Annotated in this window: 21 protein-coding genes; 14 read left to right on the plus strand and 7 right to left on the minus strand. The window is 61.5% G+C overall.

All coding sequences use genetic code 11. The annotated features are described in order from the left end of the window. Positions 1–4: 4 nt before the first annotated feature. Complete coding sequence (locus AOT96_RS23670; RefSeq protein WP_051720808.1) at positions 5–1771, plus strand: ABC transporter ATP-binding protein/permease; 1767 nt, start codon at positions 5–7, stop codon at positions 1769–1771. 133 nt (positions 1772–1904) lie between these two features. On the opposite strand, the gene AOT96_RS23675 is transcribed toward AOT96_RS23670, so the two are convergent. Next, positions 1905–4310: an ATP-binding protein gene (locus AOT96_RS23675; protein ID WP_030535595.1), complete on the minus strand. Its 2406-nt coding sequence runs from the start codon at positions 4308–4310 to the stop codon at positions 1905–1907. Between the two features lie 153 nt (positions 4311–4463). Between AOT96_RS23675 and AOT96_RS23680 the strand changes: the two genes are divergently transcribed. From AOT96_RS23680 to AOT96_RS23690, 3 genes are all read left to right on the plus strand, one after another. Further along, complete coding sequence (locus AOT96_RS23680; RefSeq protein WP_065352397.1) at positions 4464–6128, plus strand: alpha/beta hydrolase; 1665 nt, start codon at positions 4464–4466, stop codon at positions 6126–6128. 103 nt (positions 6129–6231) lie between these two features. Continuing rightward, on the plus strand, positions 6232–7659 hold the full coding sequence (locus AOT96_RS23685; protein WP_054827139.1) for a hypothetical protein: 1428 nt from the start codon (positions 6232–6234) through the stop codon (positions 7657–7659). A gap of 313 nt (positions 7660–7972) precedes the next feature. Then, positions 7973–8635, plus strand: coding sequence for a GAP family protein (locus tag AOT96_RS23690; RefSeq protein ID WP_030535592.1), 663 nt, complete (start codon positions 7973–7975; stop codon positions 8633–8635). A 51-nt stretch (positions 8636–8686) separates the two neighbouring features. Here the strand turns inward: AOT96_RS23690 and AOT96_RS23695 are convergent, their stop codons facing one another. Then, entirely contained in the window at positions 8687–10150 is a 1464-nt protein-coding gene (locus tag AOT96_RS23695) for a glycoside hydrolase family 5 protein (protein WP_030535591.1), read from the minus strand. 176 nt (positions 10151–10326) lie between these two features. Here AOT96_RS23695 and AOT96_RS23700 point away from each other — a divergent pair, with 176 nt between their 5' ends. Then, a complete protein-coding gene (locus AOT96_RS23700; RefSeq protein WP_030535590.1) occupies positions 10327–11247 on the plus strand; it encodes an alpha/beta hydrolase in 921 nt (306 codons plus the stop codon). A 51-nt stretch (positions 11248–11298) separates the two neighbouring features. On the opposite strand, the gene AOT96_RS23705 is transcribed toward AOT96_RS23700, so the two are convergent. Then, positions 11299–12465: a PucR family transcriptional regulator gene (locus AOT96_RS23705; RefSeq protein ID WP_030535589.1), complete on the minus strand. Its 1167-nt coding sequence runs from the start codon at positions 12463–12465 to the stop codon at positions 11299–11301. Between the two features lie 196 nt (positions 12466–12661). Between AOT96_RS23705 and AOT96_RS23710 the strand changes: the two genes are divergently transcribed. From AOT96_RS23710 to AOT96_RS23725, 5 genes are all read left to right on the plus strand, one after another. Continuing rightward, the gene (locus tag AOT96_RS23710) at positions 12662–12919 is read left to right on the plus strand and encodes a DUF3311 domain-containing protein (protein ID WP_003942271.1); all 258 of its coding nucleotides are present in this window, start codon (positions 12662–12664) and stop codon (positions 12917–12919) included. Then, a complete protein-coding gene (locus AOT96_RS23715) occupies positions 12916–14412 on the plus strand; it encodes a sodium:solute symporter family protein (RefSeq protein WP_030535588.1) in 1497 nt (498 codons plus the stop codon). The genes AOT96_RS23710 and AOT96_RS23715 overlap by 4 nt, the downstream gene beginning before the upstream one ends. Next, positions 14409–15998, plus strand: a complete 1590-nt coding sequence (locus tag AOT96_RS23720) for an amidohydrolase (RefSeq protein ID WP_007735103.1) — start codon at positions 14409–14411, stop codon at positions 15996–15998. The genes AOT96_RS23715 and AOT96_RS23720 overlap by 4 nt, the downstream gene beginning before the upstream one ends. A 50-nt stretch (positions 15999–16048) precedes the next feature. Continuing rightward, on the plus strand, positions 16049–16204 hold the full coding sequence (locus AOT96_RS35415; RefSeq protein ID WP_155277914.1) for a hypothetical protein: 156 nt from the start codon (positions 16049–16051) through the stop codon (positions 16202–16204). A gap of 107 nt (positions 16205–16311) precedes the next feature. Further along, positions 16312–17226 carry a tyrosine-protein phosphatase gene (locus AOT96_RS23725; RefSeq protein ID WP_030535587.1) on the plus strand — a complete coding sequence of 305 codons (915 nt, stop codon included), beginning with the start codon at positions 16312–16314 and terminating at the stop codon, positions 17224–17226. Between the two features lie 174 nt (positions 17227–17400). On the opposite strand, the gene AOT96_RS23730 is transcribed toward AOT96_RS23725, so the two are convergent. Next, positions 17401–17976, minus strand: a complete 576-nt coding sequence (locus AOT96_RS23730; protein ID WP_030535586.1) for a TetR/AcrR family transcriptional regulator — start codon at positions 17974–17976, stop codon at positions 17401–17403. 108 nt (positions 17977–18084) lie between these two features. Here AOT96_RS23730 and AOT96_RS23735 point away from each other — a divergent pair, with 108 nt between their 5' ends. The 3 genes from AOT96_RS23735 to AOT96_RS23745 all read left to right on the plus strand — a co-directional run bounded on the left by AOT96_RS23735 (position 18085) and on the right by AOT96_RS23745 (position 20712). Next, the gene (locus AOT96_RS23735) at positions 18085–19266 is read left to right on the plus strand and encodes a GDSL-type esterase/lipase family protein (RefSeq protein WP_065352398.1); all 1182 of its coding nucleotides are present in this window, start codon (positions 18085–18087) and stop codon (positions 19264–19266) included. 71 nt (positions 19267–19337) lie between these two features. Then, the gene (locus tag AOT96_RS23740; RefSeq protein ID WP_030535584.1) at positions 19338–19844 is read left to right on the plus strand and encodes a glyoxalase/bleomycin resistance/dioxygenase family protein; all 507 of its coding nucleotides are present in this window, start codon (positions 19338–19340) and stop codon (positions 19842–19844) included. Between the two features lie 52 nt (positions 19845–19896). After that, positions 19897–20712, plus strand: coding sequence for a MerR family transcriptional regulator (locus AOT96_RS23745; RefSeq protein ID WP_051720812.1), 816 nt, complete (start codon positions 19897–19899; stop codon positions 20710–20712). A 19-nt stretch (positions 20713–20731) separates the two neighbouring features. Here the strand turns inward: AOT96_RS23745 and AOT96_RS35805 are convergent, their stop codons facing one another. Next, positions 20732–20887 (minus strand): hypothetical protein, encoded by a 156-nt coding sequence (locus AOT96_RS35805; RefSeq protein ID WP_003942131.1) that lies wholly within the window; start codon positions 20885–20887, stop codon positions 20732–20734. Positions 20888–21163: 276 nt separating this feature from the next. Between AOT96_RS35805 and AOT96_RS23750 the strand changes: the two genes are divergently transcribed. After that, on the plus strand, positions 21164–22213 hold the full coding sequence (locus AOT96_RS23750) for a lipoate--protein ligase family protein (protein WP_003942269.1): 1050 nt from the start codon (positions 21164–21166) through the stop codon (positions 22211–22213). A 45-nt stretch (positions 22214–22258) separates the two neighbouring features. Here the strand turns inward: AOT96_RS23750 and AOT96_RS23755 are convergent, their stop codons facing one another. After that, entirely contained in the window at positions 22259–23419 is a 1161-nt protein-coding gene (locus tag AOT96_RS23755; RefSeq protein ID WP_030535582.1) for a DUF7802 domain-containing protein, read from the minus strand. Next, positions 23419–24366 (minus strand): metal-dependent hydrolase, encoded by a 948-nt coding sequence (locus tag AOT96_RS23760; RefSeq protein ID WP_030535581.1) that lies wholly within the window; start codon positions 24364–24366, stop codon positions 23419–23421. Before AOT96_RS23760 ends, AOT96_RS23755 begins: the two co-directional genes overlap by 1 nt. Between the last annotated feature and the right edge of the window lie 224 nt (positions 24367–24590).

The raw sequence follows: 24590 nt of genomic DNA on the forward strand, positions 1-24590 counted from the left end.
TACGGTGAATTGGGGTAGCGCGGTAACGGACAGCGCACTGTGGTTGGCAGAGGCATATGCGATCACGGTAGTGGTTCTCGTCGTCACCGCGCTGCTGCTTGCTCGGTATACCTTCTGGGGCAACCAGTTTCGGCGAATGGCTTGGCCCTACTTCGATCCCCGGCGCACCGTCATTCCGCTGTCGATTCTCGCGTTACTGCTGCTGCTCACGATATTCGGTGTCCGCGTGACGGTGTTGTTCTCGTACTGGTACAAGGATTTCTACGACGCCATTCAGAACCTCGACGAAACCGCTTTCTGGCACTACCTGCGAGTGTTCGCGATATTGGCCGCAGTCCACGTCGCTAGCTCACTCGTCGTCTACCTGGTAGGCCAAACACTCGATATCAATTGGCGCAGTTGGCTCAATGACACATTGACCGACGATTGGCTCGACGGCCGCGCCTACTATCGCGGAAACTTCCTGGAGAACCCGGTCGACAATCCGGACCAACGTATTCAGGCAGACATCACCGCATTCGCGACGTCGTCCCGCACGTTGTCCATGGGCGCCGTCGCCGCAATGGTCTCGATCGTCAGCTTCACCAAGATCCTGTGGGATCTGTCCGGTCCCTTGACTGTTTTCGGTGCCGAGATTCCGCGAGCGATGATCTTTCTCGTCTACACCTACGTGTTGGTGACCACGGCACTCGCATTCTGGATCGGCCGGCCTTTGATCATGCTGAACTTCTTGAACGAGAAACTCGGCGCCAGCTTCCGGTACGCGTTGGTTCGACTACGGGAGTACGGCGAAAGCATCGCCTTCTATCGCGGAGAGAACGTCGAACGACGCACGCTCGGACTACGTTTTGCTGCAGTGATCCGCAATATGTGGGCGATCGTCTTCCGGACGCTCAAGTTCAGTGGCTTCAATCTGGCAGTGGATCAGACAGCGGTGGTGTTTCCGTTTCTGGTCCAGGGATCTCGATTGTTCAGCGGGCAGATCACTTTCGGCGAAGTGATGCAAACTGCTCAAGCATTCGGCCAGGTGCACAATTCGTTGTCGTTCTTTCGAGAGTCTTATGCCGATTTTGCAAGTTTCCGGGCCACACTGATCCGTTTGACCGGGCTCGCCGATGCCAATCGACGTGCCCGCGCACTTCCCGTGCTCGACGCGTTCTCCGCTGGCAGTCATTTGGTTGTTCGGGGACTCGACGTGCGCACGCCGGTTGGTGAGGCGTTGATCTCCGAACTCGACATGTCACTGGGGCCCGGCGATGCACTGCTGGTGAAGGGTCCGTCGGGTAGCGGCAAAACCACGCTGCTCCGCAGCATCGCGCAGTTGTGGCCGTACACAAACGGTTCCGTGACCACCCCGGTCGGAGACGTCCTGTTCCTCTCACAACGGCCATACCTACCATTGGGTTCTCTGCGCGCGGGTTTGGCATATCCGGACCAGTTGCCCTCAGGTCAGCCGAACACCGGGCGCTCGAACTTCGACGACCGCAGGCTCCACGACGCGCTCGCCGAGGTGCATCTCGCACATTTGATCGGTCGGCTCGACGAGCCGGCTGATTGGACTCGAATTCTGTCGCCGGGCGAACAACAACGGTTGGCGTTCGCCCGAGTCCTCCTGATCCGACCGCGAACCGCATTTCTCGACGAGGCGACATCCGGAATCGACGAAGGCCTCGAGTACACGCTCTACGACATCCTTCGCCGTGAACTGCCCGACAGCATCATTGTCAGCGTCGGGCATCGCAGCACTCTCGACGTTTTTCACAATCGATAACTCGAACTGCGCGGTGCAGGACACTGGACTCTCGCTGATCACGAAGGCTGAGAAAACTTTCGACGGTCGGATTCTTGCGACAGGATTCGGCCGGGTTACCCGCCGCGCCGCGATCGATCGAAGACACCGACCGTCACGAGGTCGAAGGGTTGCGGAAGTCGTTTGTGCGCTGGAGCACCCAGGCCGCAATCCTGGTGCGCGAGCCGTACCCCAGTTTGTTCAGTATGTGATCGACGTGGCCGTCGACAGTGCGCTGAGAAATGACCAGCTTGTCCGCGATTGCTCGGTTTGTCAGGCCCTGTGCGACGAGTTCGGCCACCTGCTGCTCCCGCGGAGTCAGCACTTCGTCGGCCGCCGATTTCGGTGATCCACCGGGCGGTTGCCCTCTCAGCGCGCGGGCCGCTGCGTCGTCGAGAGTCAGAGCTCGTCCATGATCGAATGCTGTTTGAAACACCCTGTCTCCGAGCCGGTTACGAGCCTCGGTCACGCTGTTTTCGTGGTACGGGACCATGCTCCTGAAGGTGTCCATCGGGCTGCCCGTGGCGGTGAACAGCGTGTTGGCAGCTCCCATCAGTGTGGCTGCCAGCTTTGCGTCCCGGTCGACAAGCGTCCACGCGATTTCCTCGAGGCACCATGCACATCCGAACTGGTTACCCAGCCCTCGCAGCAATCGGAGAGAATCTTCGAGTAGCTCGATACCGCGAGCGTGGTTGCCATGACGCCATAGGGCGGATCCGTAGTCCGACATCGTCATCGACCGCCACAAGATTTCGCCGCGCGATTCGGTGAGGGCCAACTCCTCCTCGTAAATACTTGCAGCCCGGTCAGTTTCGCCGAGTGCGTCGACGACGAAGGCGAACCAGTAGAGCGCGGGTACCAGACGGGCGATGTCGTCGTTTGCCCGGAATGCTGCGACAGCCTGCTCCAGGTACTCGGCGCCGCGCACGAGATCGCCGTCGGCGACCGCGACGAATCCGAGCGTGTACCGCGCCAGTATGCGACCGTCGTCGTTCCGCTGCATCTCGGCCTGTCGCCGAGCCTCTTCGGCAATGCTTGTCGCCGAAGCGATATCTCGTTGGAGGGCTGCCAGCAGTGCGCCTGTCGCGGCGGCCTCGACTACCGCCTCACCGAGAGTGCCCTCGGTCAGTTCGGGCACCTCGGCCAGGGCGCGACCCAACCAGTAGCGACCTTCGTTGAATCGACCACGTGCAAGCCAGTAATCATGCAAGGCACTTGCGGTACGCAATGTGGCTTCGACCGAGTCGGGTTCGGTCAGACCGAATTCCAACGCGGTGCGCACGTTGGGTAAGTCGCGGTCGATCCGCGTCATCCAGTCGATTTGGTGCGGCCCCGTCCAGTCGACTCCGGCGCGGAAGACGAGTTGCCTGAACCACTCACTGTGCCTGCGCTGCAGCGAGACCCACTCGTCGACTGACACCAGTTCACGCCCGTAGTCGCGAAGAGTCTCGAGTAGGCGGTAGCGGACGTACGAGCCGTTTTGTTCACGGATGAGGATCGACTTGTCGACAAGGGACATCACGAGATCGCCCAAGTCGTCGTTCTGTGCTTCGTCGGCGAGAATTCCTTCGACGGACCCGAGATCGAAGCTACCCGCAAATACGCTCGAGTTCGCCCACAACGACTTCTCCGGCGGCGTACACAGATCGAAGCTCCAGTCGATACTCTGTGCAAGCGTTTGTTGACGCGCTGGAGCGTTCCGGCTGCCCCGCGTCAGCAGTTGGAAGCGGTCGTCGAGTTTTTGCAGGATCTGATCGACCGACATCGCCCTCAGTCGGGCAGCCGCCAACTCGATCGGCAGCGGTAGTCCTTCCAACCGGCGGACGATCTTCTCCACAGCCGCGCTGTTCTCGCTGGTGATGCGGAAGTCCGTCACGGAGGAACGTGCCCGCTGCTCGAACAGCATCATCGCATCACCATCACGGGTGTCGGTTGGCGACGGCGCCTCGGTGGGAAATCGCAGAGGCGGCACCCGTAATACCATCTCGCCGGGAATGTCGAGCGGTTCTCGGCTGGTCGCCAGAAGTGCCAATCGGGCACAGCACCGGAGGAGTTCGGCGGCGGTGTCGGCCACCCAGCCGATGAGGTGTTCGCAATTGTCCAGAACAAGCAGGACACGTTCGTCGACGAGACGGCCGATCAGTACCGATCGCGGTGACCGCGTAGATCGGTCTTGTACTCCGAGTGCGGCAAGAATCGTCTGATCGAGAAGTGCCGGCTCCCGCAGTTCGCTGAAGTCGACGAACCAGACGCCCCCGGGGAACGCACGAGAGGAATCATCGGCGGCACGGAGCGCCAAGCGGGTTTTGCCGACCCCACCCAGGCCCGTAAGGGTCACGAGCCGGTAGTCCGACAGCAGGCGTCGGACTTCTTTGGCCTCGGACCGGCGACCGACGAAACTGCTCAGTTCGATCGGTAGGTTTCCTCGTTTTGCCGCCATGAGAATCGCGCCGAATTTGTACGTGCTGAGTGGATTGACCCCACACAGTGTACGCGGAATCGCGTGTGTGAAATCTGTCAACGCACCACCGGTGTTTGTCCGTGATTGCCGTTGGGTCGAAGCTTTTCGGTGCATGACGCGGAATAGCGAACACTTTCCACCGACGTAGTTCGCGCCTCATTCGAAAGGGATGAGAGGCGCATTTCATCTTTCTGGCGCACTTACGATTCGGGCATGAAACGTGTGTGGGAAGGTGTGCGGCGCTACGGCAAGACACTGCACTCGGTCGGGTTGTCGTTCGGTCTGGTGTTTTTCGTCCTCTCGATGAGCCCGTCCCTCTTACCGCGCGCGTGGTACCTGCAGGGCGTGGCAACCGGTATTTCCGTCGCCACCGGGTACGCCATCGGTGTGATCGTGGCGTGGATGATCCGCAAATGCGGAGTCGAACCGAGATGGTCGGACCGGACCAAGCGGATCGGTTGGGCCGTACTCGCCGTACTGGCAGTGATATTGGTGCCTCTTTTTCTGATCTTGGGTTCGTGGTGGCAGCAGATCGTCCGTGATCTGGTCGAGGCGCCTCGCGTGAACCGGGCGAACTATCTTCTGGTGCTGCTGATTTCGCTGGTGGTGTGGTTGATCTTGTTGGAGGCGGGTCGCGGTCTGCGGCATCTCACCAGAGGGCTCGCTGCCGTTGCTCTGCGGTTTGTTCCCAAGGAAGCAGCGAAAGTCGCGAGCTTGGTCGTCGTCTTCGCGTTGGCGATCTTCGTCGTCAACGGTGCCCTCTACAACGGGCTCATCGCTTTTGCGAACTGGAGTTTCTCCGGCGCGGACAACGACACGCCCGATGGTATCGACCAGCCTCTGATCGCCGAACGCAGTGGTTCACCCATGTCTGCCGAGGCATGGGATTCGCTGGGCAAGGAGGGTCGCACTTTCATGGGTAGCGGGCCGTCTGCGGTGCAGATTTCCGCGCTGACCGGCCGGGACGCGAAGCAACCCATCCGCGTGTACGCCGGCCGTGAGTCGTCGGATTCCGTCGACGGTGTCGCGCAGCGGGTCGTCAACGAACTCGAGCGCACCGGCGGCTTCGACCGTGCCGTCCTGGCAGTAGTGACCACCACCGGCCGCGGCTGGGTGAACGACGACGTGGCGTCCGCTTTCGAATACGTCCAGGGCGGCGATACCGCCATCGCGGCGATGCAGTACTCGTTCCTTCCCAGCCCTTTGGCATTCATCGCCGATCGCGAAACCCCGATGGCCGCAGGCCGGGCGCTGTTCAACTCTGTCTATGCGAAGTGGATCGATCTGCCGCTCGACAAGCGCCCCAAGCTTGTCGTTTTCGGCGAGAGCCTCGGATCGTACGGGGGACAGGCCGCGTTCGCGGGAGCACAGGACATGGCGACGCGGGTGGATGGGGCGTTGTGGTCGGGGACTCCGAACTTCACCGCTCAATGGCAGGAGATCACCAGCAGTCGTGACTCCGGCTCACGGGAAGCCGTGCCGGTGATCGACGACGGGCAGTCGATTCGTTTCGCTGCCTATCCGGAGGATCTCGAACTGGATGCGCCGTGGAACGACTCACGCGTCGTGTACTGGCAGCACGCCAGCGACCCAATTGTCTGGTGGTCTTTCGACCTGCTTCTGAACAAGCCGGACTGGCTTGCCGAGCCTCTCGGCCGTGATGTCGATCCGGGAATGACGTGGATACCGTTCGTGACATTCTGGCAGGTGACACTCGACATGGTCTTCTCGGCGGACGTTCCGCCAGGTCACGGGCACAACTACGGTGCCGAGGCGGCGGACATGTGGGCGCGGATCCTGCACCCCGACAACTGGTCTCAGTCGGACACCGACGCGATTCGCGGCGCTCTGACGAACGACTTTCAACCCACCAAGTAGTAGTGCGGAGTGCGGACCTCGTGACGGTCTCTCGTCGTTGGACCGGGAGTACTCGCTCTAGATCGTTCTATCACTGTTTGTCAGCTATCTAACAAGGAGCGCGATGCATTCATCAAGAACACTCGTAGCTGCGGTGGCGCTGAGCGCGATCACTGTATTTGCCGGGGCTGGGTCCGCGGTCGCCGCGCCGGCGGTCGGATCTGTCGATTTCGGTTCGTCGAGCGGATCCGGATCAGGAACCGGTTCGGCTAGCGGATCCGAATCTGGTTCTGTCGATTTCGGATCCGGCGGACCGGACGTCGAGCATCCGGTGTCGACCTGCTTCTGGTCCGTGCCGATCAATCCCGAGCGCGCGGACCCACAGCTCAACTACGCCTTTCCTGACACTGCGGCGATTTACTGGGCTGCGCAGTTCACAATCCCCGAGAACGCCGAGTTGGTTATCCGAGGGCAGTATGCGCATGCTCGCTATCAGTCGTTGAACTCGTACAACGCGGCAACCGCGATGCCGACCGCCGTCCTCAATGACATTTCGACAGCTCCCGACGCAGGTTCGCGCAACACCTATCTTCCCGGTGCCGATCGATCGAACGAAAGTGCCAGGTCGTACACGGCTTCCGTCCTCAACGAGGCCTCGCCTGCTGAGCCGAAACCCAACACCTTGTATGCCGGTGTGCCAGGTCAGGACCGGATAAGCCTGCTTTATCGCATCTACCTGCCGGACAACGGGCGTGATCTCACCGGCGGCGTTGGACTGCCGGAGCCAGAGCTGCACCTTTCCGGTGGTCAGGTGTTGCGCGGGCAGGATCTGTGTTCAGCGGTCGGTGCGGACAACGGAATCTTGAAGCCGGCTTCGCTGCCGCTGGACACGTACAAGGCATTGCGTGACCAACCGGGCAAGCCTGCGACATTCCCTTCCGAGCAGACACCAGTCTGGCGGGCGTACTACAGCGCCGAGTTCACGCTCGGCTGTACCTATCTCGGCAAATGCGATGGCACACCCCAGCGGGTGGGCGGGCAGTACTCCAACATCGACAACAGCTACGTCACCGCCGAAGTCAACCGTGGGTTCGGCGAAGTTCTAGTACTTCGGGGAGAGTTGCCGAGGACTCCGAAGACGACAGGCGGCGCAAAGAATCTCGACAGCGCAGTCGACATGCGGTTCTGGTCGATGTGCAGCAATGAATCGCTGGCAACGACGAAGGTAGCGACGTGTCTGTTCGACGAGCAGATGGCCACTGATGCGGATGGTCGCTACACGATTGTCGCGTCGCTCCCTGAAGACCGACCCGCAAACGCTACGAAGGAATGTGGGGTGTCATGGCTTTCGCTCTCGCCGGCCGGTGACGGCGCAGGGCATCCCGACGATTCCCTCTTGATCATGCGGAACATGCTGCCGGCCAAGGACTTCAGCCACGCTGCACACGATACCAAGACGCCCGGCGACGAGAAGGCCGTGATGGGAGAGTATTTGCCGGACGGGCAATATACGTCCAAGCTCGCGTTCGAGGGCAGTGGCTGCGCGAAGTAACCCGTCTTTACGCGTGAGGTCACTACTCGAGATTGTGTCTGGTGATCCTCCTCGATGATGTCGGCTGCGCTCTGCTGCGAGCGCAGCCGACACACCGTTAGCCAAGTCTTTTCGCGATCTTCGGTGGGGAATCGAGGCCTGCGGTTCAGGCACTCATCCCTTTCGAATGAGGCATCAACTACGCAGGCGCTCGCAGTGTCAGCATTGTCGCGCAGCGGTATCAGCTGTGCTCTGTTGTCCGTCGTGGCGGACAGGGGCGCCTTTTCTCGCCTACCGCCTATCCTGCTTGCTGCAATCAGAAATGAGTTTTGACATGGGTTCCGTTGTCGGAGAACTTCTCCCATTGGCCGTCGGTGTCGCCGTGTCGCCGGTGGCCGTCATCGCCACTATCTTGATGTTGCTCTCCAAGCGAGCGGGTAGCACCAGCGCCGGGTTCGCGGTGGGCTGGTTACTCGGAATCTTCATCGCTACAGTTCTTTTCGTCATCTTGTCCAGTGTCGTCAGCACGTCAGACGACGGACCGTCCGCCACGGTTTCGTGGATCAAACTAGCTCTCGGTGTCCTTCTGTTGGCCGTCGGGGTCAAGCAGTGGCGGGGGCGCAGCGGCGAGCACGAAACACCGAAGTGGATGCAAGCCGTCGACGAGATGACCGCGGCCAAGGGATTGGGCCTTGGATTCGCGCTCGCCGCGATCAACCCGAAGAACCTGCTCATGTGCATCGCGGCCGGAGTGTCGATCGGCTCGGCGTCGTTGGCGACCAGCGGAGCGATCACCTCGATTCTCGTCTTCACGGTCATCGCCAGTTCAACTGTCGCGATCCCGGTCATCGGATACGTGGTGGCTGCTGATCGCCTGCGAAAGCCGTTGGCCAATCTCAAAGTCTGGCTCCAGGACAACAACACCACGGTGATGAGTGTGTTGATCTTGGTCGTCGGAGTTGTTCTGATCGGCAAGGGAATTGGCGGAATCTTCTGATACCCGCTCTTTCGCGTGGTGTGAACGCGCGATTCCCGGATGATCGTTCGATCAGGCGCGCTTGACCGCGTAGTCGCCGTCGGCGTGGCCGATCAGTTGCCATCCGCCCTCGATCGGGGACAGTCGGACGTCGGAGAGATTCGTGGTCTCGAGCTGTGGCCGGTCGGTGCCGGGGTACCAGGCCTCGACCCGTCCGGTGCCGCTCCCGTCAAACCCGTCACGCGATACCTCCGTCAGCGTGCCGGGCGCTGCCCGCGGATACGCTCGCGAGAGTGGCGCGGCGAATCCCTCTACGAGCCCGAGTGATTCACCGGACGGGCAGTCGATGCGATTCAGATTTCCCTGTGGCTGGTGGGTATTGCCGTCGCGAACCGGGTGGGGGTCACCGCACGCTTGTGTCCACGACCACCACGCGCCGCCCATCCGGTACTTGTCGGTGGCATCGACGAAGCGGTCGACGTCTGCTCTCTGCTCGTCGGCGTCGCCGAACCAACCCCATTCACCTGTCCACAACGGTGCGTCGTACCAGGCGGCAGCGAGGTCGGCGATCTTGAATCCGTCTTCGATTCCGGGAAATTCGCTACTGACCGTTATCGATTCGCTGTAGAGATGGGGCGAGAAGACCACCAGGGGATCGGTCAGGTAATGGCGTGGAGGCAGCGCGTCGAGGCCGAAAGCCGACCAGATCGCGCTGGGCTCGAAGAACACGAGGTGTGGAAATCCTCCTGCTTCGGCCTGTCTGATGGCGTCGGTAGCCCGCTTGTAGAACTGCCCGATCTGATCAGCTGCCGTGAATGGATCGCGCAGGCCGGGGTTCGGTTCGTTCAACAGGTCGTATCCGGCTACAGCTGGTTCGTCTTTGAACTCGGCAGCCAACCGCGCCCACGTCGCGACGAGGCGACTCTGGATTCCTTGCTCGTCGTCGTAGAACGCCTGGAAGGCATGGGCGATCGCGGGTGCGGCTTCCCTGAGTCCACCGATGTTGCAGGTTGTCCATCCGCCGGTCAGGGTTGCCCACTCGGGTGCGCCGTCCCAGCCGACTCCCGGCTCCATGAAAGACGGGCACGACTGGTCGCTCGGGGTGCCGACGTACGGGCCCCATGCATCCTGATGCATGTCGAGAATGGTGTAGATGCCGTGGTCTTTTGCATCCTCGACCGCTACTCGAACGCGGTCGACGTACGCAGTGTCGAATGCACCGCGGGTCGGTTCCAGGAGGGACCACGCGACGTTGAGTCGGACGACGTTGAAGCCCAGCGCTGCCATCTGCGCGAAGTCCGTTCTTCCCAGCGGCGTAACGGTGGGTAGACCGGTGCCGTTGGTTGCGTAGTCATTGAGACCGTTGGCGTTCACGCCGCGGAGCAACACCGTTCGTCCGTCGACGTCCTTGATCGTTCGATCTGCGACGGTCAGTTGGGGGAGAGTCCAGCCCGGATCCGGTGGTGCAGCGTTCGCCGCCGGAGTTGCAATCTGGAGGACCAGGATTGCGAGGGTGGCAAGCAACAGCGCACGCATCCATCGACCTTTCTAGACAAACGTCCAATTCCGAGTCGAGGCTAGCGTGAGAAGACCTCTTTCCGGCGCGGTTTGCTCATACCTGTCACGGCCCCGCGTTGCCGAGAACACGTCGGACACGTGCTCCTGCTGGAGGTGTCATCATTGTCGACAAGTCTCGACCCGAGGGAGCCCTGGTGAAGCTTGCATTGACTGATCTGATCGAACAAATGCCTCGTGACGATTTGGCGAGTACGCGAGCGTTCTATGCGTCGCGGCCTGCCGGTGTCGGTCCGAGTTCCCTGCAGGAACTGCTTGTGGTGCGAGCATCCAGGGTGGTTGATCCCACGGCGAGCCGGGCTGTTGAACACACACTCGACATCGAGGGCCGATCCGTTTCGGTGCGCGTAGTCACTCCGAAAGACGGCGATGTCAACGGGGTCTATCTGTATCTTCCGGGTGGGGGTTTCTACATGAGTTCAGCGGCCAGCGCTGACGCCCGAAGCATGAGACTTGCCGACGAGGTCGGGGTAGTAGTGGTTACCGTCGATTACCGGCTTGCACCGGAATTCCCTTGGCCGGCAGCGCCGGACGATTGTGAGGCAGTCGCCTTGTGGCTGCTTGAGGTCGCTGCCGAACGGTTCGGGACGACCAGGCTCGCCATCGGTGGCATGTCGGCGGGAGCAACCTTGGTGACGACGACGTTGCTGCGCCTTCGTGATCGAGGTCTGGCCAAGGCATTTTCGGGTGCGGTGCTGGAAGCGGGCACGTACGACGTCAGTGCCCAGACTCCCGCGGGCCGCACCATCAGCGACGAATACTTCATCGAAGCCTACGTCGGCCATGTCGATGATCGCACTCTTCCGGATATTTCTCCGACATTCGGCGACCTCAGCGGCCTGCCGCCGACCCTCGTTGTCGTTGGATCAGAAGACGTGGTCCTGGCAGAGAACCTTGCCATGGTGGCGCGACTGTCGGCGGCCGGAAACGACGTCGACTTGCGTCTCTATCCTGATGTCCCGCATGGATTTACAAACCATCCAACGCCTGTTGCCCGGCGTGCTGCGCTAGATATGGGTGCTTGGCTTCGGAATCGACTCGACTCCGACCCCGCGTGACAAGCACGGGCGCGGTTCAGTGTGCCGAGGAAAAGCGGACTGTGTTCGGTGTCAGATCTTGGCGAGCGTTTTACGATGAAACAATTCGAGGCTCACCATGGATTTCATCAGGCCGTCGAGGGTTCGCGCATCCCATCCAGTCAGATGCTGCCAGCGGTCGAGTCGATAGGTGACAGAGTTCGCATGTAGGTGGATGTCACGGGCGGCGGCGCTGACAGAGAACCCGCTTCGCGCGAAGGCGCGGACGGCGTCCATCAGATGTGAGTGCTCTTCGGCCACAGATGCCCCGGCCTGTAGAAGCGGCAGCAGCTCGTCCTGGTGGGTGGCAAGAGTGGCGATGAGCCATTCGTCGGCAAAACTGACCGTCGTGCCCGGCGCTGTCGCCAACTGCAATGTGCGCTCGGCGTCGGTGATGCTTTGAGCTGCGCCGACGAGCCCGACCCGGGGCATCCCGATACCTAGTGACGTTCGTGGATGATCTCGCATGATTGCGTGGATGACTTCGGTTGGTTCGCCCTGACACATCACGATTACTCGGGAGCCATGTCGACTGCAATGCGCGACAACATGCACGGAATCCAGGGTTCGTTGCAGGTGTTCCACTTGTGCTTCTGACCATTCGTCCTCGACGGCCGACAGTGCTTGGAACGATTTCTGTGTTTCGAATCCGAGGGTTTGTGCCAGCTCTCGGGCGTTGCTCAGTTCCATATCCGTTGCACTGTGCAGTGTTTCGAAGAATCGGTATCGAACGCCGGCGCGGATGGCCTGCTCGCTGCGCGTTGCCTCGGAGTGTCCGACTGCGACTGCGCTCGTCGCGGCGTGAACGAGGTCCCAAAGTTTGCCGCCTGCTTGCAGCAGCTCGTGTGTTGGTTTCGTGGACCGCTGGACCATCGTGTCCCAGAGCTCACGAGATGCAATGTGATAGGTCTCGATGACATCGGAGAGGGGGAGCCCTTGCATCGCGCGACGGCGCCCGAGTTCGCGGTTTCGGTCGGTGTCTTCTGTGGTGATCGTTTCGTTCTCGGCGACGGCACACAGCATTGCGGACAACTGTTTGCGGATGTAGTTGCCTTGCTCGGCCACTGGTACCGCGGAGTAGGCCGGGAGTTCGCTGCGAATCTGTTGTACCGCGCGCTCGGTGAGCGCTTCGAGCTCGTCGGAAACCTCGCGACACAACCGTCGGATCGTGTCTTCTTCTTCGACGTCGGTTACGTCCACGGGGTTACTCCTTTGTGCGTGCTTGGTCTTGCGTCCCGTGAATTTCACGAACGAGCGTCGTGGATTCCGGGGTTCACCCATGGTCCCGCCATAGTGACGGGAGGCACACTCAACGCTAGACCGGACGACGATTCGACGGCAAAACGCCCCTCGCCTCATCTGCTCCGGATCGATCAACGGCTAAGGAGCCACAATCATGTCCAACGAGGCGAAGAGTGCCTTGCTCGCAATCGGAGTTCCGTTCGTCGGGGTGCTGGGCGGGATAGTTGCGCTCTCCGGATCCGAACTGACTGTTCTCGGATTTCCCATTTTGTTCGCGTGGCTTTTCCTGTGGATGCCGCTGACCTCGTTGTGTCTCCACATGGCATGGAAGTTCTTTGACCGCAAGGACTTCGAGGAAGCGGAACGAAACGAACTGGCTCAGGCCAAGACCGAGATCGGGGATCCGACATGATCGCTGCAACATTTACGCTCGTGCTACTCCTCGCGCTCGGCGCCGGAGTGCTTTCACGCCGTGGAAGCAAAAAAGAGATCTCCGACTACCTCGTGGGCGGGCGGTCTTTCGGTCCCGTGCTGGTTTTCATCCTGGGAGCAGGTGAGGCCTACAGCATCGGCACGCTCATTGGATTTCCCGGGGGTGTGTACGCCCACGGGGCAAGCTACGGCGTCTGGTTCATCGGATACATCTTGCTTGCCTACCCGATCGGATACTTCTTTGCGCCCTATCTCTGGCGGGCAGGCAAGCGGTATAACGCGATGACGCTGCCCGATGTGGCAGGGCGGCACTTTCGGTCGCGCGGGTTGGAACTGACAATCGCGATTGCCTCGGTAGTCTTCCTCATTCCCTGGGGGCAGTTGCAGCTTGCCGGCCTCCAGGTCGCACTGAGCGGACTTGGCATCACCATCAACCCGACGGTGGCGGTTTTCGTCGGCGCTGCGCTTGCTCTGCTCTTCCTCCTGCTTTCGGGTGTGCGTGCACCGGCGTTCGTGTCTTACGTCAAGGACGCAGCTCTGCTGTTGGGAGCGATCCTGATCGGACTGGCCGCCACGGCCAAATCGGGCGGTATCACGAAGCTCTTTGCCGATGCGGCATCCCATGGGGCCGGGCAGGCCTCGCAATCCACCGTCACCGGTTCGTCGCTGACCTTCGTTCTCACCACAATTGTGTTCCAGTCACTCGGTTTTTTCGTTTTCCCCTTCATCGTGCAAGCGGTGCTATCGGCGAAGTCCGAGGCAACCCTCAAGCGAGTCGCCCGATTCAACCCGCTGTACATGCTCATGTATCCCTTCCTCGTCGCTGCTGCCTTCGGCGCAATTTCATTGCTGCCCAACAAGCTCGAGGGCGCAGAGTCCAATGAGGTGCTCCTGCAACTGTCCCGTCTCGTGCTCCCGGACTGGCTGACCGGAGTGGTGGCGGGTGGTGCGGCACTGTGCGCGATCGTTGTTCTGTGTGGCTCGGCGCTGGGAATCGGCTCGATCGTCTCGCGAAACATCGTTCCTGGAATACCCGAATCACGTCAGAGAGTGTGGGTGCGCGGGGTCATCGTCGCCTACCTCGGCCTGTCGCTGATCCTCACCCTCGCCGCACCCCAATTGCTGCTGACGCTGGTGAATACCGCGTATTACGGGGTGACCCAGGCCGTGGTGGTGTTCGCGACGATGATCTTCGGATGGAAGCTGCGACCGGCAGCGCTCGCGATGGGCGTGGTGCTCGGCGACGTGCTGGTGCTCTGGCTGTACCTCGACACACACGGCACGGTATCGATGTGGTTGGCGGACAAAGGCATGAACATCGGTGCCGCAGCGCTCGTTCTGAACGTGTTGTTCGTGTCCGCCACCCGAGTGATGTGGCCTCCTGTCGAAGCGGTTTCGGGCCTCCGTGCAGAAAATCGATCGGCACCAGTGCCTTGCCCCGCAGCCCCGACCACGAAGGCGGATATCCGATGACTCGGACACTACTCACCGCAGATGCAATCCTCACCCAAGACGCAGCGTCACCCCAGGTTGAGGCGCTCGTCCTCGATGGAGGCCTGGTTGTCGCCACCGGAAGTCGAAAGGACATGGGGGAGTACGCCGGACCGGAAACTCGTCGGCTCGATCTCGCCGGCGCTACTGTGATCCCGGGGCTGATCGAGTCGCACATTCACCCGACCTACTCCGGCTTGACTGACGGATGGGCCGATTGCCGGACGCCACCGTGCGCCTCGATCACGGATATCCAAGGGGCTCTGCGGAACTCCACTCCCACTCACGGCTGGATACGTGGATGGGGGTACGACGACACACAACTTCGAGAAGGTCGCCATCTCACACGCGATGACCTCGACGCAGTCTGCACCGACCGCCCGATCATCGTTCTGCACATCTCGGGGCACTTTGCGGTGGCAAACACTGTTGCGCTTGCAACTGCAGGCATCGACGAATCGACGGTGGATCCCGGGGACTCGCAGTTTCCGCGTGGGGCGGACGGGAGGCTCACAGGGATGGCCTGGGAAATCGACGCCGTGGCACGGTTGAGCGGCGCGATACCAGACCTGACACAGGCAGAGGTGCAGACCGCGTTGCTGCGTAGCTTGACACTGGCGCGTTCGCGAGGAATCACGACCGTCCACGATTTAGGGGTCGGCCTGTCGGCGGGCATGCAGGAGTTGGCCGCCTATCGTGCCCTGGACACCATGGGCGAGATGCCCGTGCACACGGTTGGCTTCCTTCGGGGTGATCTCGCGATCGCAGAACTGGAGGAAAGGAACATCGCTTTCACGGCTGCACCGGCCCCAGGGTCACGCTTCCGCCTGGCCGGCGCCAAATTCTGGGCGGATGGGTCCATTCAAGGATTGTCTGCAGCCTTGCGAACTCCGTATACCTGCAGCCCGAACCATCACGGTGATCTGCTCTATCCGCAGGAGCAACTCGACGACATGGTTCTCCAGGTGCACCGCGAGGGAGGTCAGGTCGCGGTGCACGCCAACGGCGATGCGGCTGTAGCCGCCGCCATCGCGGCGCTGCGCAGTGCGCACCGCAGTGACGGACGTCGAGCGCGGCACCGTATCGAGCACTGCCAGGTGAGTAGGCCTGCGGATCTCGAGGCGATACGTGATGCCGAGATCGGGGTGAGCTTTTTCGTCAACCATGTTTTTCATTGGGGCGATCGTCACCGTGACCGTTTCCTCGGTCCTGAGAGAGCCGGCAACCTGGACCCGCTGGCGTGCGCCGATGACATCGGCTTGAAATTCGGGCTGCACTCGGATTGCCCGATAACGCCGATGGATCCCCTCCAGACGATTAGGACTGCTGTGAATCGGCTGACCATGGGCGGTGCCGTGCTTGGCGCCCACCAACGGATCGGAGTGCAGCGTGCAGTGCAGGCCATGACTGTGGACAGTGCGTACTTGGTCCATGACGAAGGACGGGTGGGGATCTTGGCGCCGGGTCGTCGTGCGGACCTTGTCGCGCTCGACGGCACTCTTGCTGCTCTCGCAGACGCTTCGTCCGACATTCCTCAGCCTGCACTGGTCATGGTCGACGGCAGGTAGCGCATGAGATTGATTTCGTCCCAACGGTTACCAGCTCGAGGTGGAGATTCGTGCAGTTGCTCGACAGTGAAGTTGTTCGGCGCTGTGCAGTTACGGCTGCCGCCGCGGCCGCGGTCTGTCGTTCGAACGGGCCCGGCGTGGTCGATGGCGACGCAGTGACGGGCAAGAGCTTCTTCCTGCCGGATGGCGGCTGGCCGGGCACCTGAACACATGTCCGGTTTCTGGAGCAAAGTCGGGACGAGGAGCGTGCCACCCTTGTAATCTCGCACGGGAGTTTGCGGGGCGCGGGGTATCCCGCACAACCAATGAGAGGATGAAGGTGACAACTGCCTACACGCGCCGCCGAGGGGCGCGCCCTTTCGGAATCGCCCTCGCTGCGCTGGTCGCCGTGGGTGCGGCCCTGACAGGCCCCACACTCGCCTCCGCCTCGAGCGGCGACCTGCAATTGGGTTCGAGTCAGTTCGGATCGTCCGGGGAGCAACCGCCGCTGCCGGAGATCCCACCGCCGTCCGCGGCCGAGATCAGGCTCGACGAGGCGCGGAACTTCCGCGACATCGGCGGGTATCGGACTACCGACGGCAGGACCGTCCGGACAGGCCTGGTGTTCCGTTCCAACAAGCTCAGCTCGCTCAATGAGACTGATCTGGCAAAACTCACCGCCGCGAACCTGACCCTCGACGTCGACCTGCGCAACGCCTCCGAACGTGCGGAGGATCCCGATCGGATCCCCGCCGGGGTCACCTACCAGGTCGCCGACGTCGTCAGTATCGAACACGGCATCGCGTTCCACGAGTTCGTTCCCCTGACCCTCGGTCGCGCGTTGATCGACGGCGCAGTCAAGGGAACCTCGAACATCGGCCAGAGCATCGGCTACCCGTTCATGGTCAACTACCGTGGTTCCGATGTCGCCTTCCGTGACCTGCTGACTGCGATCGCGAACAACTCCGACGGCGCAACCGTCTACCACTGCAGTGCAGGGAAGGACCGCACCGGTTGGGGTACCGCGATCCTGCTGACCATTCTGGGTGTCCCGCGTGAGTTCATCAGTGCCGATTTCATGGCGTCGAACACGTACCTGGGCCGGGACGACGCGGTGGACCTGTCGTGGCTCGATGCGGCGTATGCACAGGTGGACCGGCTCTACGGCGGTATGGATACTTACGTACGGGAGGGCCTCGGCGTCGACCAGGGCACTGTCGACTCTCTGCGCGCCAAGCTTCTCCTCTAAGCGGAGCTCCACGCCCGGCTTCTTGCCTACTCGGACCTTCTTCTGTCCCAGTGCGACCTGTGGTTGCGGGAGCGCGCGATTGTGTGGCGCCGCTCCTGGGGTGGGCCCGAGGTTTCTTGGCCGTGTGCGATCACCAAGTGGCGCAAGAACTTGGCGCGCAAGAATCACGACTGGTCATGGACTCGACGCTGGCCAATTGGTCAGCATCGAATCGAGAGCCTCGAGGATTCTTGCCCAGCTTTCGGCGCTGTCCGGTGCACTGTGGCTGAACGATCCACCCAGCTCGAGGCTGGCGTACCCATGAAAAACGCTGCCGAGCAACCGAACTGCGTGGGTCTGATCGAGATCGGTGAGGTTGTACCCGCGCAGAATCGATCGCATCATCTGCGAGTGTCTGAAACCCGCGCTCGCGGCCGCGGCCTCCGGGGTGAGGCGCATCTGTGACGCGGCGTACCGACCAGGGTGTGACCTCGCGTAGTTGCGGTACACGTTCGCGAAGGCGGTCAAGGCGTCGCGGCCGGACCGACCGGCCACGGCGTCGGCAGCCTGGTCGGCCATCTCTTCCAAGGCAAGCAGCGCGATTCTGGTTTTGAGGTCGTTCGAACTTTTCACGTGCGAGTACAGGCTTGCGACCTTGACGTCGAACGCTCTGGCGACCGCCGATACGGTCACCTGCTCGAAGCCCACCTCGTCGGCCAATTCGGCGCCCGCCACGGCGAGGCGTTCGGGTGTCAGTCCTGCGCGAGGCATGTCCGTTGGTCCTGTTCGTCGAGAAGTGAAACCGCTTGCCTAAATAGTATAGGCAAATTACTGTGTGCTGTAGTTAAAACCTTCGCAACTTATCTACAGGTGAATGAGATGAACAGCCAGAGCAGCTGGATTACTACCGTAATTTCCGAGGACATCGTGCGCGGAGCCCTCGAGCTCGAGCGGACCGAACGCGGTGTGCTGACACACCGTCTGCCTGCCAGAGCTCGCACGCAATTCGCTGACGGGCAGATGGCAATGGCGCAATCACAACCGTCCGGAGTGCGGCTGGTGTTCCGAACCAGCGCTACGGCCATCGAACTCGACACTCTGCCCACGAAAATGATCTACATCGGTGCTCCGCCGAGGCCGCAAGGGGTGTACGACCTGATCGTCGACGGCGAACCAACCGGGCACGCAATCGCTGAGGGTGGCAACACGGTGACGATCGACATGGCGACCGGTACCGCTCAGAGACAATCCGGACCCGTCAGCACCATCCGCTTCGCGGACTTGCCCGCGCGATCCAAGACCGTCGAGATCTGGTTGCCGCACAACGAAACCACCGAACTTGTCGCATTGCGAACCGACGCCCCGCTCGAACTCGCAGTCGGCACGAAGCGTGATGTGTGGCTCCATCACGGAAGCTCGATCAGTCAAGGCTCCGGCGCTGAAAGTCCCTCCCGCACTTGGCCTGCTCTCGCAGCCTCTCTCGGCGGCGTGGATCTGATCAACCTCGGGTTCAGCGGCAGCGCTCTGCTGGACCAGTACGTCGCCCGCGCTATGCGAGACACTCCTGCCGACCTCATCAGCATCAAGATGGGCATCAATCTGGTCAACTCCGACGTGATGCGCCTGCGGGCCTTCACGTCGGCAATGCACGGCTTCCTCGACACGGTCCGCGACGGTCATCCAGTGGCTCCACTGCTGGTCGTCTCGCCTGTCTATTGCCCGATTCACGAAGACACGCCTGGACCTGGTGCATTCGATTTCGACGCGCTTGCCAGAGGCGAAATGCGATTCGTTGCTACCGGCGATCCCGCCGAGCGCGCAGCCGGAAAGCTGACGCTGCGCTCTATTCGGGAAGAGTTGGCGCGCATCGTAACCCAGCGATCGGCGGATGATCCCAATCTGCATTACGTCGACGGGTGCGATCTCTATGGTGCGGCCGAGAACGAAGAGTTGCCGCTTCCCGATCAGCTCCATCCGGACGCTGCGACGCACAATCTCATCGGCGAACGCTTTGCCCAACGGGTATTCGCAGACGACGGCGCATTCGCACGCACGGTGTGATCGCGCAATCTGGTTCGATCGGATTTCACACGATTTGACCCTGACGTAGCGTGAGGGCTCACGATGGCTTCATGACCGATACTTACCCGGCATTCGACATCAGCCCCGTCCCTGTCCCCGCTACAGACGCCGTGCCTCCGGAACAGTTCCGAGGTCTCTACGGAATGCCCATGTTCGTGTCGGTTCCGACATCGGATCTGGCCGAATCTGCCGACTTCTGGATCCGTGGGCTCGGTTTCTTCGACCTCTTTTCGGTACCGGATCGACTGACGCACCTGCGACGCTGGGCATTTCAAGACGTTCTGCTCGTGCCCGGCGAATGTGCAGATTCACCACCGTCCGTCAGTGTGAGCTTTGCGTGTGTGCTGAGTCAGATGGACCAGATAGCACAGGCGTGTGAGGAATTGCGGCCCGGATGCACCAGCGGTCCACATCTGAAGCCGTGGAATTCACTGGAGTTGGAGATTGTGACACCGGAGAACGCGCGCGTGATCATGACGGCCGCTCGTCCGTACGACCCGAACAGTGCCGAGGCCGAGCATCTGCGAGGCATGGGAATTGACGGACCCGACGACTGAACCGAGGTCTGACGCTGTGGCCTCCCGAACCGCGTCTGTCAGACTGGATCACGTGACGGACCAACTCTTCGGAGACGAGGCAGACAGTGCTCTCACTGTCGGTGCTGCCGCATCACGACTAGGCATAACCGTACGTACCCTCCATCATTGGGACGCAATCGGTTTGGTGCGTCCGTCCGGGCGCAGTGACGGGGGCTACCGGCTTTACACCGACGCGGACCTCGGTCGCATCGGCCGGGTGCTTGTCTACCGTGACGTGGGTTTGTCGCTCGACGAGATCGGGATATTGCTCGATGCGCCCGCAGCCCACGTGGACGAGACGCTGCGTGGGCAGCGCGCCGAGTTGCGGCAACGGATAGCCGACTTGGAGGAACTGGGCGAGTCCTTGGATCGCATCATCGATGCCAGGAAGTCGGGTGTGCTGTTGCCGGCACACGAGCAGGTCTCGATCTTCGGCCGACACTGGCAGCCGTCATGGGGACCTGAGGCGCACGAGCGTTGGGGTGACAGTGCGCAGTGGGCGCAGCACGCGGAACGGTCGGCGGGTAGGACCGCTGAGGATTGGCAGAAGATCGCCGACTGCGTCGAGACGCTCAACGAAGATCTGGCGCTGGCCTGCCGATCCGGTGTCGAACCGGGAAGCGGCGAGGCGAATTTGCTGGCAGAACGGCACCGAGCGTCGATCGGGGTTTACTTCGACTGCACACATTCGATGCAGGTGTGTCTGGGACGGATGTACGTGGCCGATCCGGGATTCACCGCGTTCTACGAGCAGGTCGAGACCGGTCTGACAGTGTGGCTCCGCGCTGTCATCGATGCGAATGCTCGGGCCAACGGGGTTGTCCCCGAATCGGCGACGTGGGTGTGAGTGAGCTGGTGGTCGCTCGTCAGTCCAAAGACGCACACGCAGTGCACCACGGTCGGCCGTCGACTCCGGGCGCACGATGGGACACTGCGATGCGCGCGGCCAAAATGCAGCTTTCGTTGTCGTGATAGACGTCGAGATCCGAAGGAACCGTCGAGTGGAACGCCGGGACCTTCATGTCTACCTCCGTTGTGGCTCGCCAGGGAGTTGGCTCGTTGCGGCAATCCTCCCACCACAGAGATCATCTCGCCTGTCGGCAGAAGCAGGGCCGTTGCTCGGCCAAATTGCCAGGGGTCGACACGTGCGGTCCCGTCCGCGCGATTGTGCAGCCCCGCAGCGACTTACAGGTGTGGTTACTTGGTCGCCCTGCCTTCCGAACAGATGCGCACTGCGCGCGCGGTGTGATCTTCGACGGCGCTCACCGCAGAGAATCCCGCAGGGATAGGCTGGACGGATGCGTGGAGAGTACAAGGTTCCTGGTGGAAAACTGGTCGCGGTCGACGTCGAGGTGGCGGACGGTCGGCTGTCCGAAGTCGCAGTCTCGGGGGACTTCTTCCTCGAGCCCGACAGCGCGCTCGACGACATCAACGCGGCGTTGCGCGGAATGCCCGCCGACTCGGATGCAGAACAGTTGGCGCATGCCATCTCCACTGCGCTCGACGAGTCCGTCTCGATGATCGGCTTCACGCCGCAGTCGGTCGGCATCGCGATCCGGCGCGCACTCGGCCACGCCACGAGCTGGGCGGATCACACCTTCGACCTCATCCCGCCGGTGGTTCTCGATCCCGCGATGCACGTCGCGCTGGACGAGGTCATCGCGCGTGAGGTCGCATCGGGTGAGCGTCCGCCGACATTGCGTTTCTGGGACTGGGACTCGCCCTTGGTCGTGATCGGATCGTTCCAGTCCGTGCGTAACGAGGTCGACTCCGAGGCGGCTGCGCGGTACGGCATCGGGGTGGTGCGCCGAATCTCCGGTGGCGGCGCGATGTTCATGGAACCGGGCAACTGCATCACGTACTCGTTGGCAGTACCGGCGTCATTGGTCGAGGGTTTGAGTTTCGAGCAGTCCTACGCGTTTCTCGATCAGTGGGTCATGGGAGCGCTTGCCGAGGTCGGTATCAACGCTCGGTATGTGCCGCTCAACGACATCGCCTCGGACAAGGGCAAGATCGCCGGCGCCGCTCAGAAACGATTCGCGTCCGGCACTGTGCTCCATCACGTGACCATGGCCTACGACATCGACGCTGAGAAGATGACGCAGGTGTTGCGAATCGGACGAGAGAAGATGTCGGACAAGGGAACCAAGAGTGCGGCCAAGCGCGTCGATCCGCTGCGTTCGCAGACCGGAATGACGCGTGCAGCAATCCTGGAGTCGTTTGCGCAGCACTTCCGAGGTCAATACGACACCCACGACAGCGATTACACGGACTCGGAGTTGGAGCAGGCGCGCAAGCTGGTGGACACGAAGTTCAGAACCGAAGAGTGGACTCACCGCGTCCCGTGAAACCGAGAAACCGGGACGAGACCCGAGCGGTCTCGTCCCGGTCGCCTAGGTAGCCGGAGTCGCTGAGTTTGCCCCGAGGAGCTCGGCGTCGGCCGTCCCGGAGTTCCGCTTCGGAATGGTGAAAGTTGCGCTCACGCACAGGATTGCGATGACGAAGCACGCCACTGTGTACCAGAGGTTCCCGATGGGATCTCCAGCGCTGGTGGAACCGTCGACCGCGTCGAAGAAGTCGGGAAGCGCACTCGCCCACAGGACGGCCATGACAACCAGGTACACCACGCTGTAGATCTGCACGAACCTGTTGGTGTGTGCAGGAGTGTTCGATTCTGCCGAGCGCAGGTGCGTCCATTGGCGGACGAGAACCACGATCGCGACCACTGTGAGGACTGCAAGTTCAGCGGCGTAGAGGAACCCGCGGACAGTGTCGCTTCCCATACCGAAGACCGTCGCCGGGAGCGGAAGAATGAACGTACCCAGCGAGGCCAGCAGGCCGATCACGATGGTGCGCCATACCAATTGAAGTCCGGAGAAGTGCTTGCCGGCATCGACGTGCCGTCCGACGAAGTACTGGACGCAGAATGCCAACGACATCGGCCACAGCGCGGCGAAGACGACCACGCTGGGAAGTGGAACCGCGTCGAACATGGGTTGGTTGATCGGGTTCGACGTCGACCACTCCCACCACCGCAACTGGGGCCCCAGGTGGTCGAAGATTTCGTAGAACGCATGGTGGACGAAGCCGACGCAGACAGCGCCCAGTAGTGGACCGTATTTGCGGAAAACGCCGAGCATTCTGACTATTTCGAAGGCCAACGTCGCCATCAGTGGATAGATGGCAACGATGTACAGCGGCAGTCGACCCCACATGAAGTCGACGGTGAACACGTTGTGCGCGAACATCGTGTCCACTTGTTCTTCGATGCCGAACGCCGCCGGGAAGTACAGCGGAGGCTCGATGATGAACAGGTAGGCGGTGGCGCCGAACCAGAGAACCAGATTGGTGGGGTCGCCGTTGCGGCGCAACCGCACGATCGCCAGGACCAGTGCGAGCACCGAGCCGACGATGATGGTCCATTCGAGGACGGGCAGGGTCCAGTTCTCCAGCGCCGCGGGGTTACGGAACTCGACGAGTCCACCTGCTTCCTGACAGGAGAAACCGAGTTCTGTTGCGAGCTGGGAGAACGTGGGGGAGCAGTGTTCTGCCATCAGTTGGCCCCTGACGTGATCGACTCGGCTTGTGCCTGAGATTCGGCGGTGTACCAGCGTGTGCAGTCGTAGCCGTCGTCGTAACGCTTGAACCACTGGTCGGCGAGTGCGGGGAGTTTCTCGTGGTCCGGGTTGTGATTGGGCATCTGGCTGCGGAAGACACCGCCGAGTGCGACGAGTTGTTCTCCGAGTTGAAGGTGATCGAAGGCGCGAGGCATCGTGCCCTTGGTCAGATACGGAGCGAACGACGTCAGAATCTTCTGCTTGGTGCGGTGGGTGGCGAACATCGACAGTGAGTCGACTTGCCGCTCGGAGAGCGGAACGTGCTGGTTGAAGCCTGCGCAGGCGATACGAATCACCTTCATGACGTGTGCGAAGATCGACGGCGCCATTCGCATCCGGTAAAGCTCGCTTCCGACAACGGAATTGAAGATGATCAGTGCCGAGCTGCGATGCTCGACCTCCTCGACGAAGTGCCAGATGAACAGTGACGCGACGCGGTCGTCTCCCGGGCGGAACAAGGTCGCCTCGTTGTCGAGCATCAGCTTGAACACCGGAGTGAAGGTCGCCTCTAGATCTGCGGTGTATGCAAGCCGGTAGTTCAGCGAGGTCGCCTCGGTCAGTAGATCGAATTCACCGATCACAGCGTCGAGCGTGTTCTGTAGTCCGGGGTAGCGCCTGATCAGAGCCTTCACATGCTGGCGGTGCGCGGTCGAGTGATGGCCTTCCTGACGCATGAACGCCACGGCTTCCTCGGCCACTTCAGGATCGCTGATCCGCGACTTGGTCTGCATGATCATCTTCACGATCATCTTCTCGAAACCGATGGCCAGGAACGAGACCGCGTTGGACATGCTCGACCAGGCCGGGTTCTCCGGGTTCCACAGGAAGGGAACGTCCTGATCCTCGAATCCGAAGTCCATTTTTCGGGGTTGAAGGTTGGTCACTTGTCGAACCTCGTCTTTCGGAGGGGCTGGTCAGGTGGCCGCGCTGGCACTCGAAGCCACGTGTGGCGGTAATCATACATATTGGTGTGCAGTTGTATGTTCACTTTCGGCGAGGGGAGTGAATTCGAGGGGCGCAGACGCAAAACCTGCCTGTGTTAGCCTGTGGCTCTTGGACTTCGAGCGCAAAGACATGGTTCGAGCCTCGTTCGAGCGAGGAAGTGGGC

Source organism: Rhodococcus sp. 008 (assembly GCF_001682295.1).
Classification (GTDB): Bacteria; Actinomycetota; Actinomycetes; order Mycobacteriales; family Mycobacteriaceae; genus Rhodococcus_F; species Rhodococcus_F qingshengii.

Bases quoted from the DNA above. Each gene is read 5' to 3' on its own strand.
- AOT96_RS35805 (WP_003942131.1), bottom strand. From the start codon at position 20,887: ATGAAGGTCCCGGCGTTCCACTCGACGGTTCCTTCGGATCTCGACGTC.
- AOT96_RS23750 (WP_003942269.1), top strand. From the start codon at position 21,164: ATGCGTGGAGAGTACAAGGTTCCTGGTGGAAAACTGGTCGCGGTCGAC.
- AOT96_RS23735 (WP_065352398.1), top strand. From the start codon at position 18,085: ATGAACAGCCAGAGCAGCTGGATTACTACCGTAATTTCCGAGGACATC.
- AOT96_RS23740 (WP_030535584.1), top strand. From the start codon at position 19,338: ATGACCGATACTTACCCGGCATTCGACATCAGCCCCGTCCCTGTCCCC.
- AOT96_RS23730 (WP_030535586.1), bottom strand. From the start codon at position 17,976: ATGCCTCGCGCAGGACTGACACCCGAACGCCTCGCCGTGGCGGGCGCC.
- AOT96_RS23685 (WP_054827139.1), top strand. From the start codon at position 6,232: ATGCATTCATCAAGAACACTCGTAGCTGCGGTGGCGCTGAGCGCGATC.
- AOT96_RS23695 (WP_030535591.1), bottom strand. From the start codon at position 10,150: ATGCGTGCGCTGTTGCTTGCCACCCTCGCAATCCTGGTCCTCCAGATT.
- AOT96_RS23725 (WP_030535587.1), top strand. From the start codon at position 16,312: ATGAAGGTGACAACTGCCTACACGCGCCGCCGAGGGGCGCGCCCTTTC.
- AOT96_RS23755 (WP_030535582.1), bottom strand. From the start codon at position 23,419: ATGGCAGAACACTGCTCCCCCACGTTCTCCCAGCTCGCAACAGAACTC.
- AOT96_RS23720 (WP_007735103.1), top strand. From the start codon at position 14,409: ATGACTCGGACACTACTCACCGCAGATGCAATCCTCACCCAAGACGCA.
- AOT96_RS23680 (WP_065352397.1), top strand. From the start codon at position 4,464: ATGAAACGTGTGTGGGAAGGTGTGCGGCGCTACGGCAAGACACTGCAC.
- AOT96_RS23715 (WP_030535588.1), top strand. From the start codon at position 12,916: ATGATCGCTGCAACATTTACGCTCGTGCTACTCCTCGCGCTCGGCGCC.
- AOT96_RS23710 (WP_003942271.1), top strand. From the start codon at position 12,662: ATGTCCAACGAGGCGAAGAGTGCCTTGCTCGCAATCGGAGTTCCGTTC.
- AOT96_RS23690 (WP_030535592.1), top strand. From the start codon at position 7,973: ATGGGTTCCGTTGTCGGAGAACTTCTCCCATTGGCCGTCGGTGTCGCC.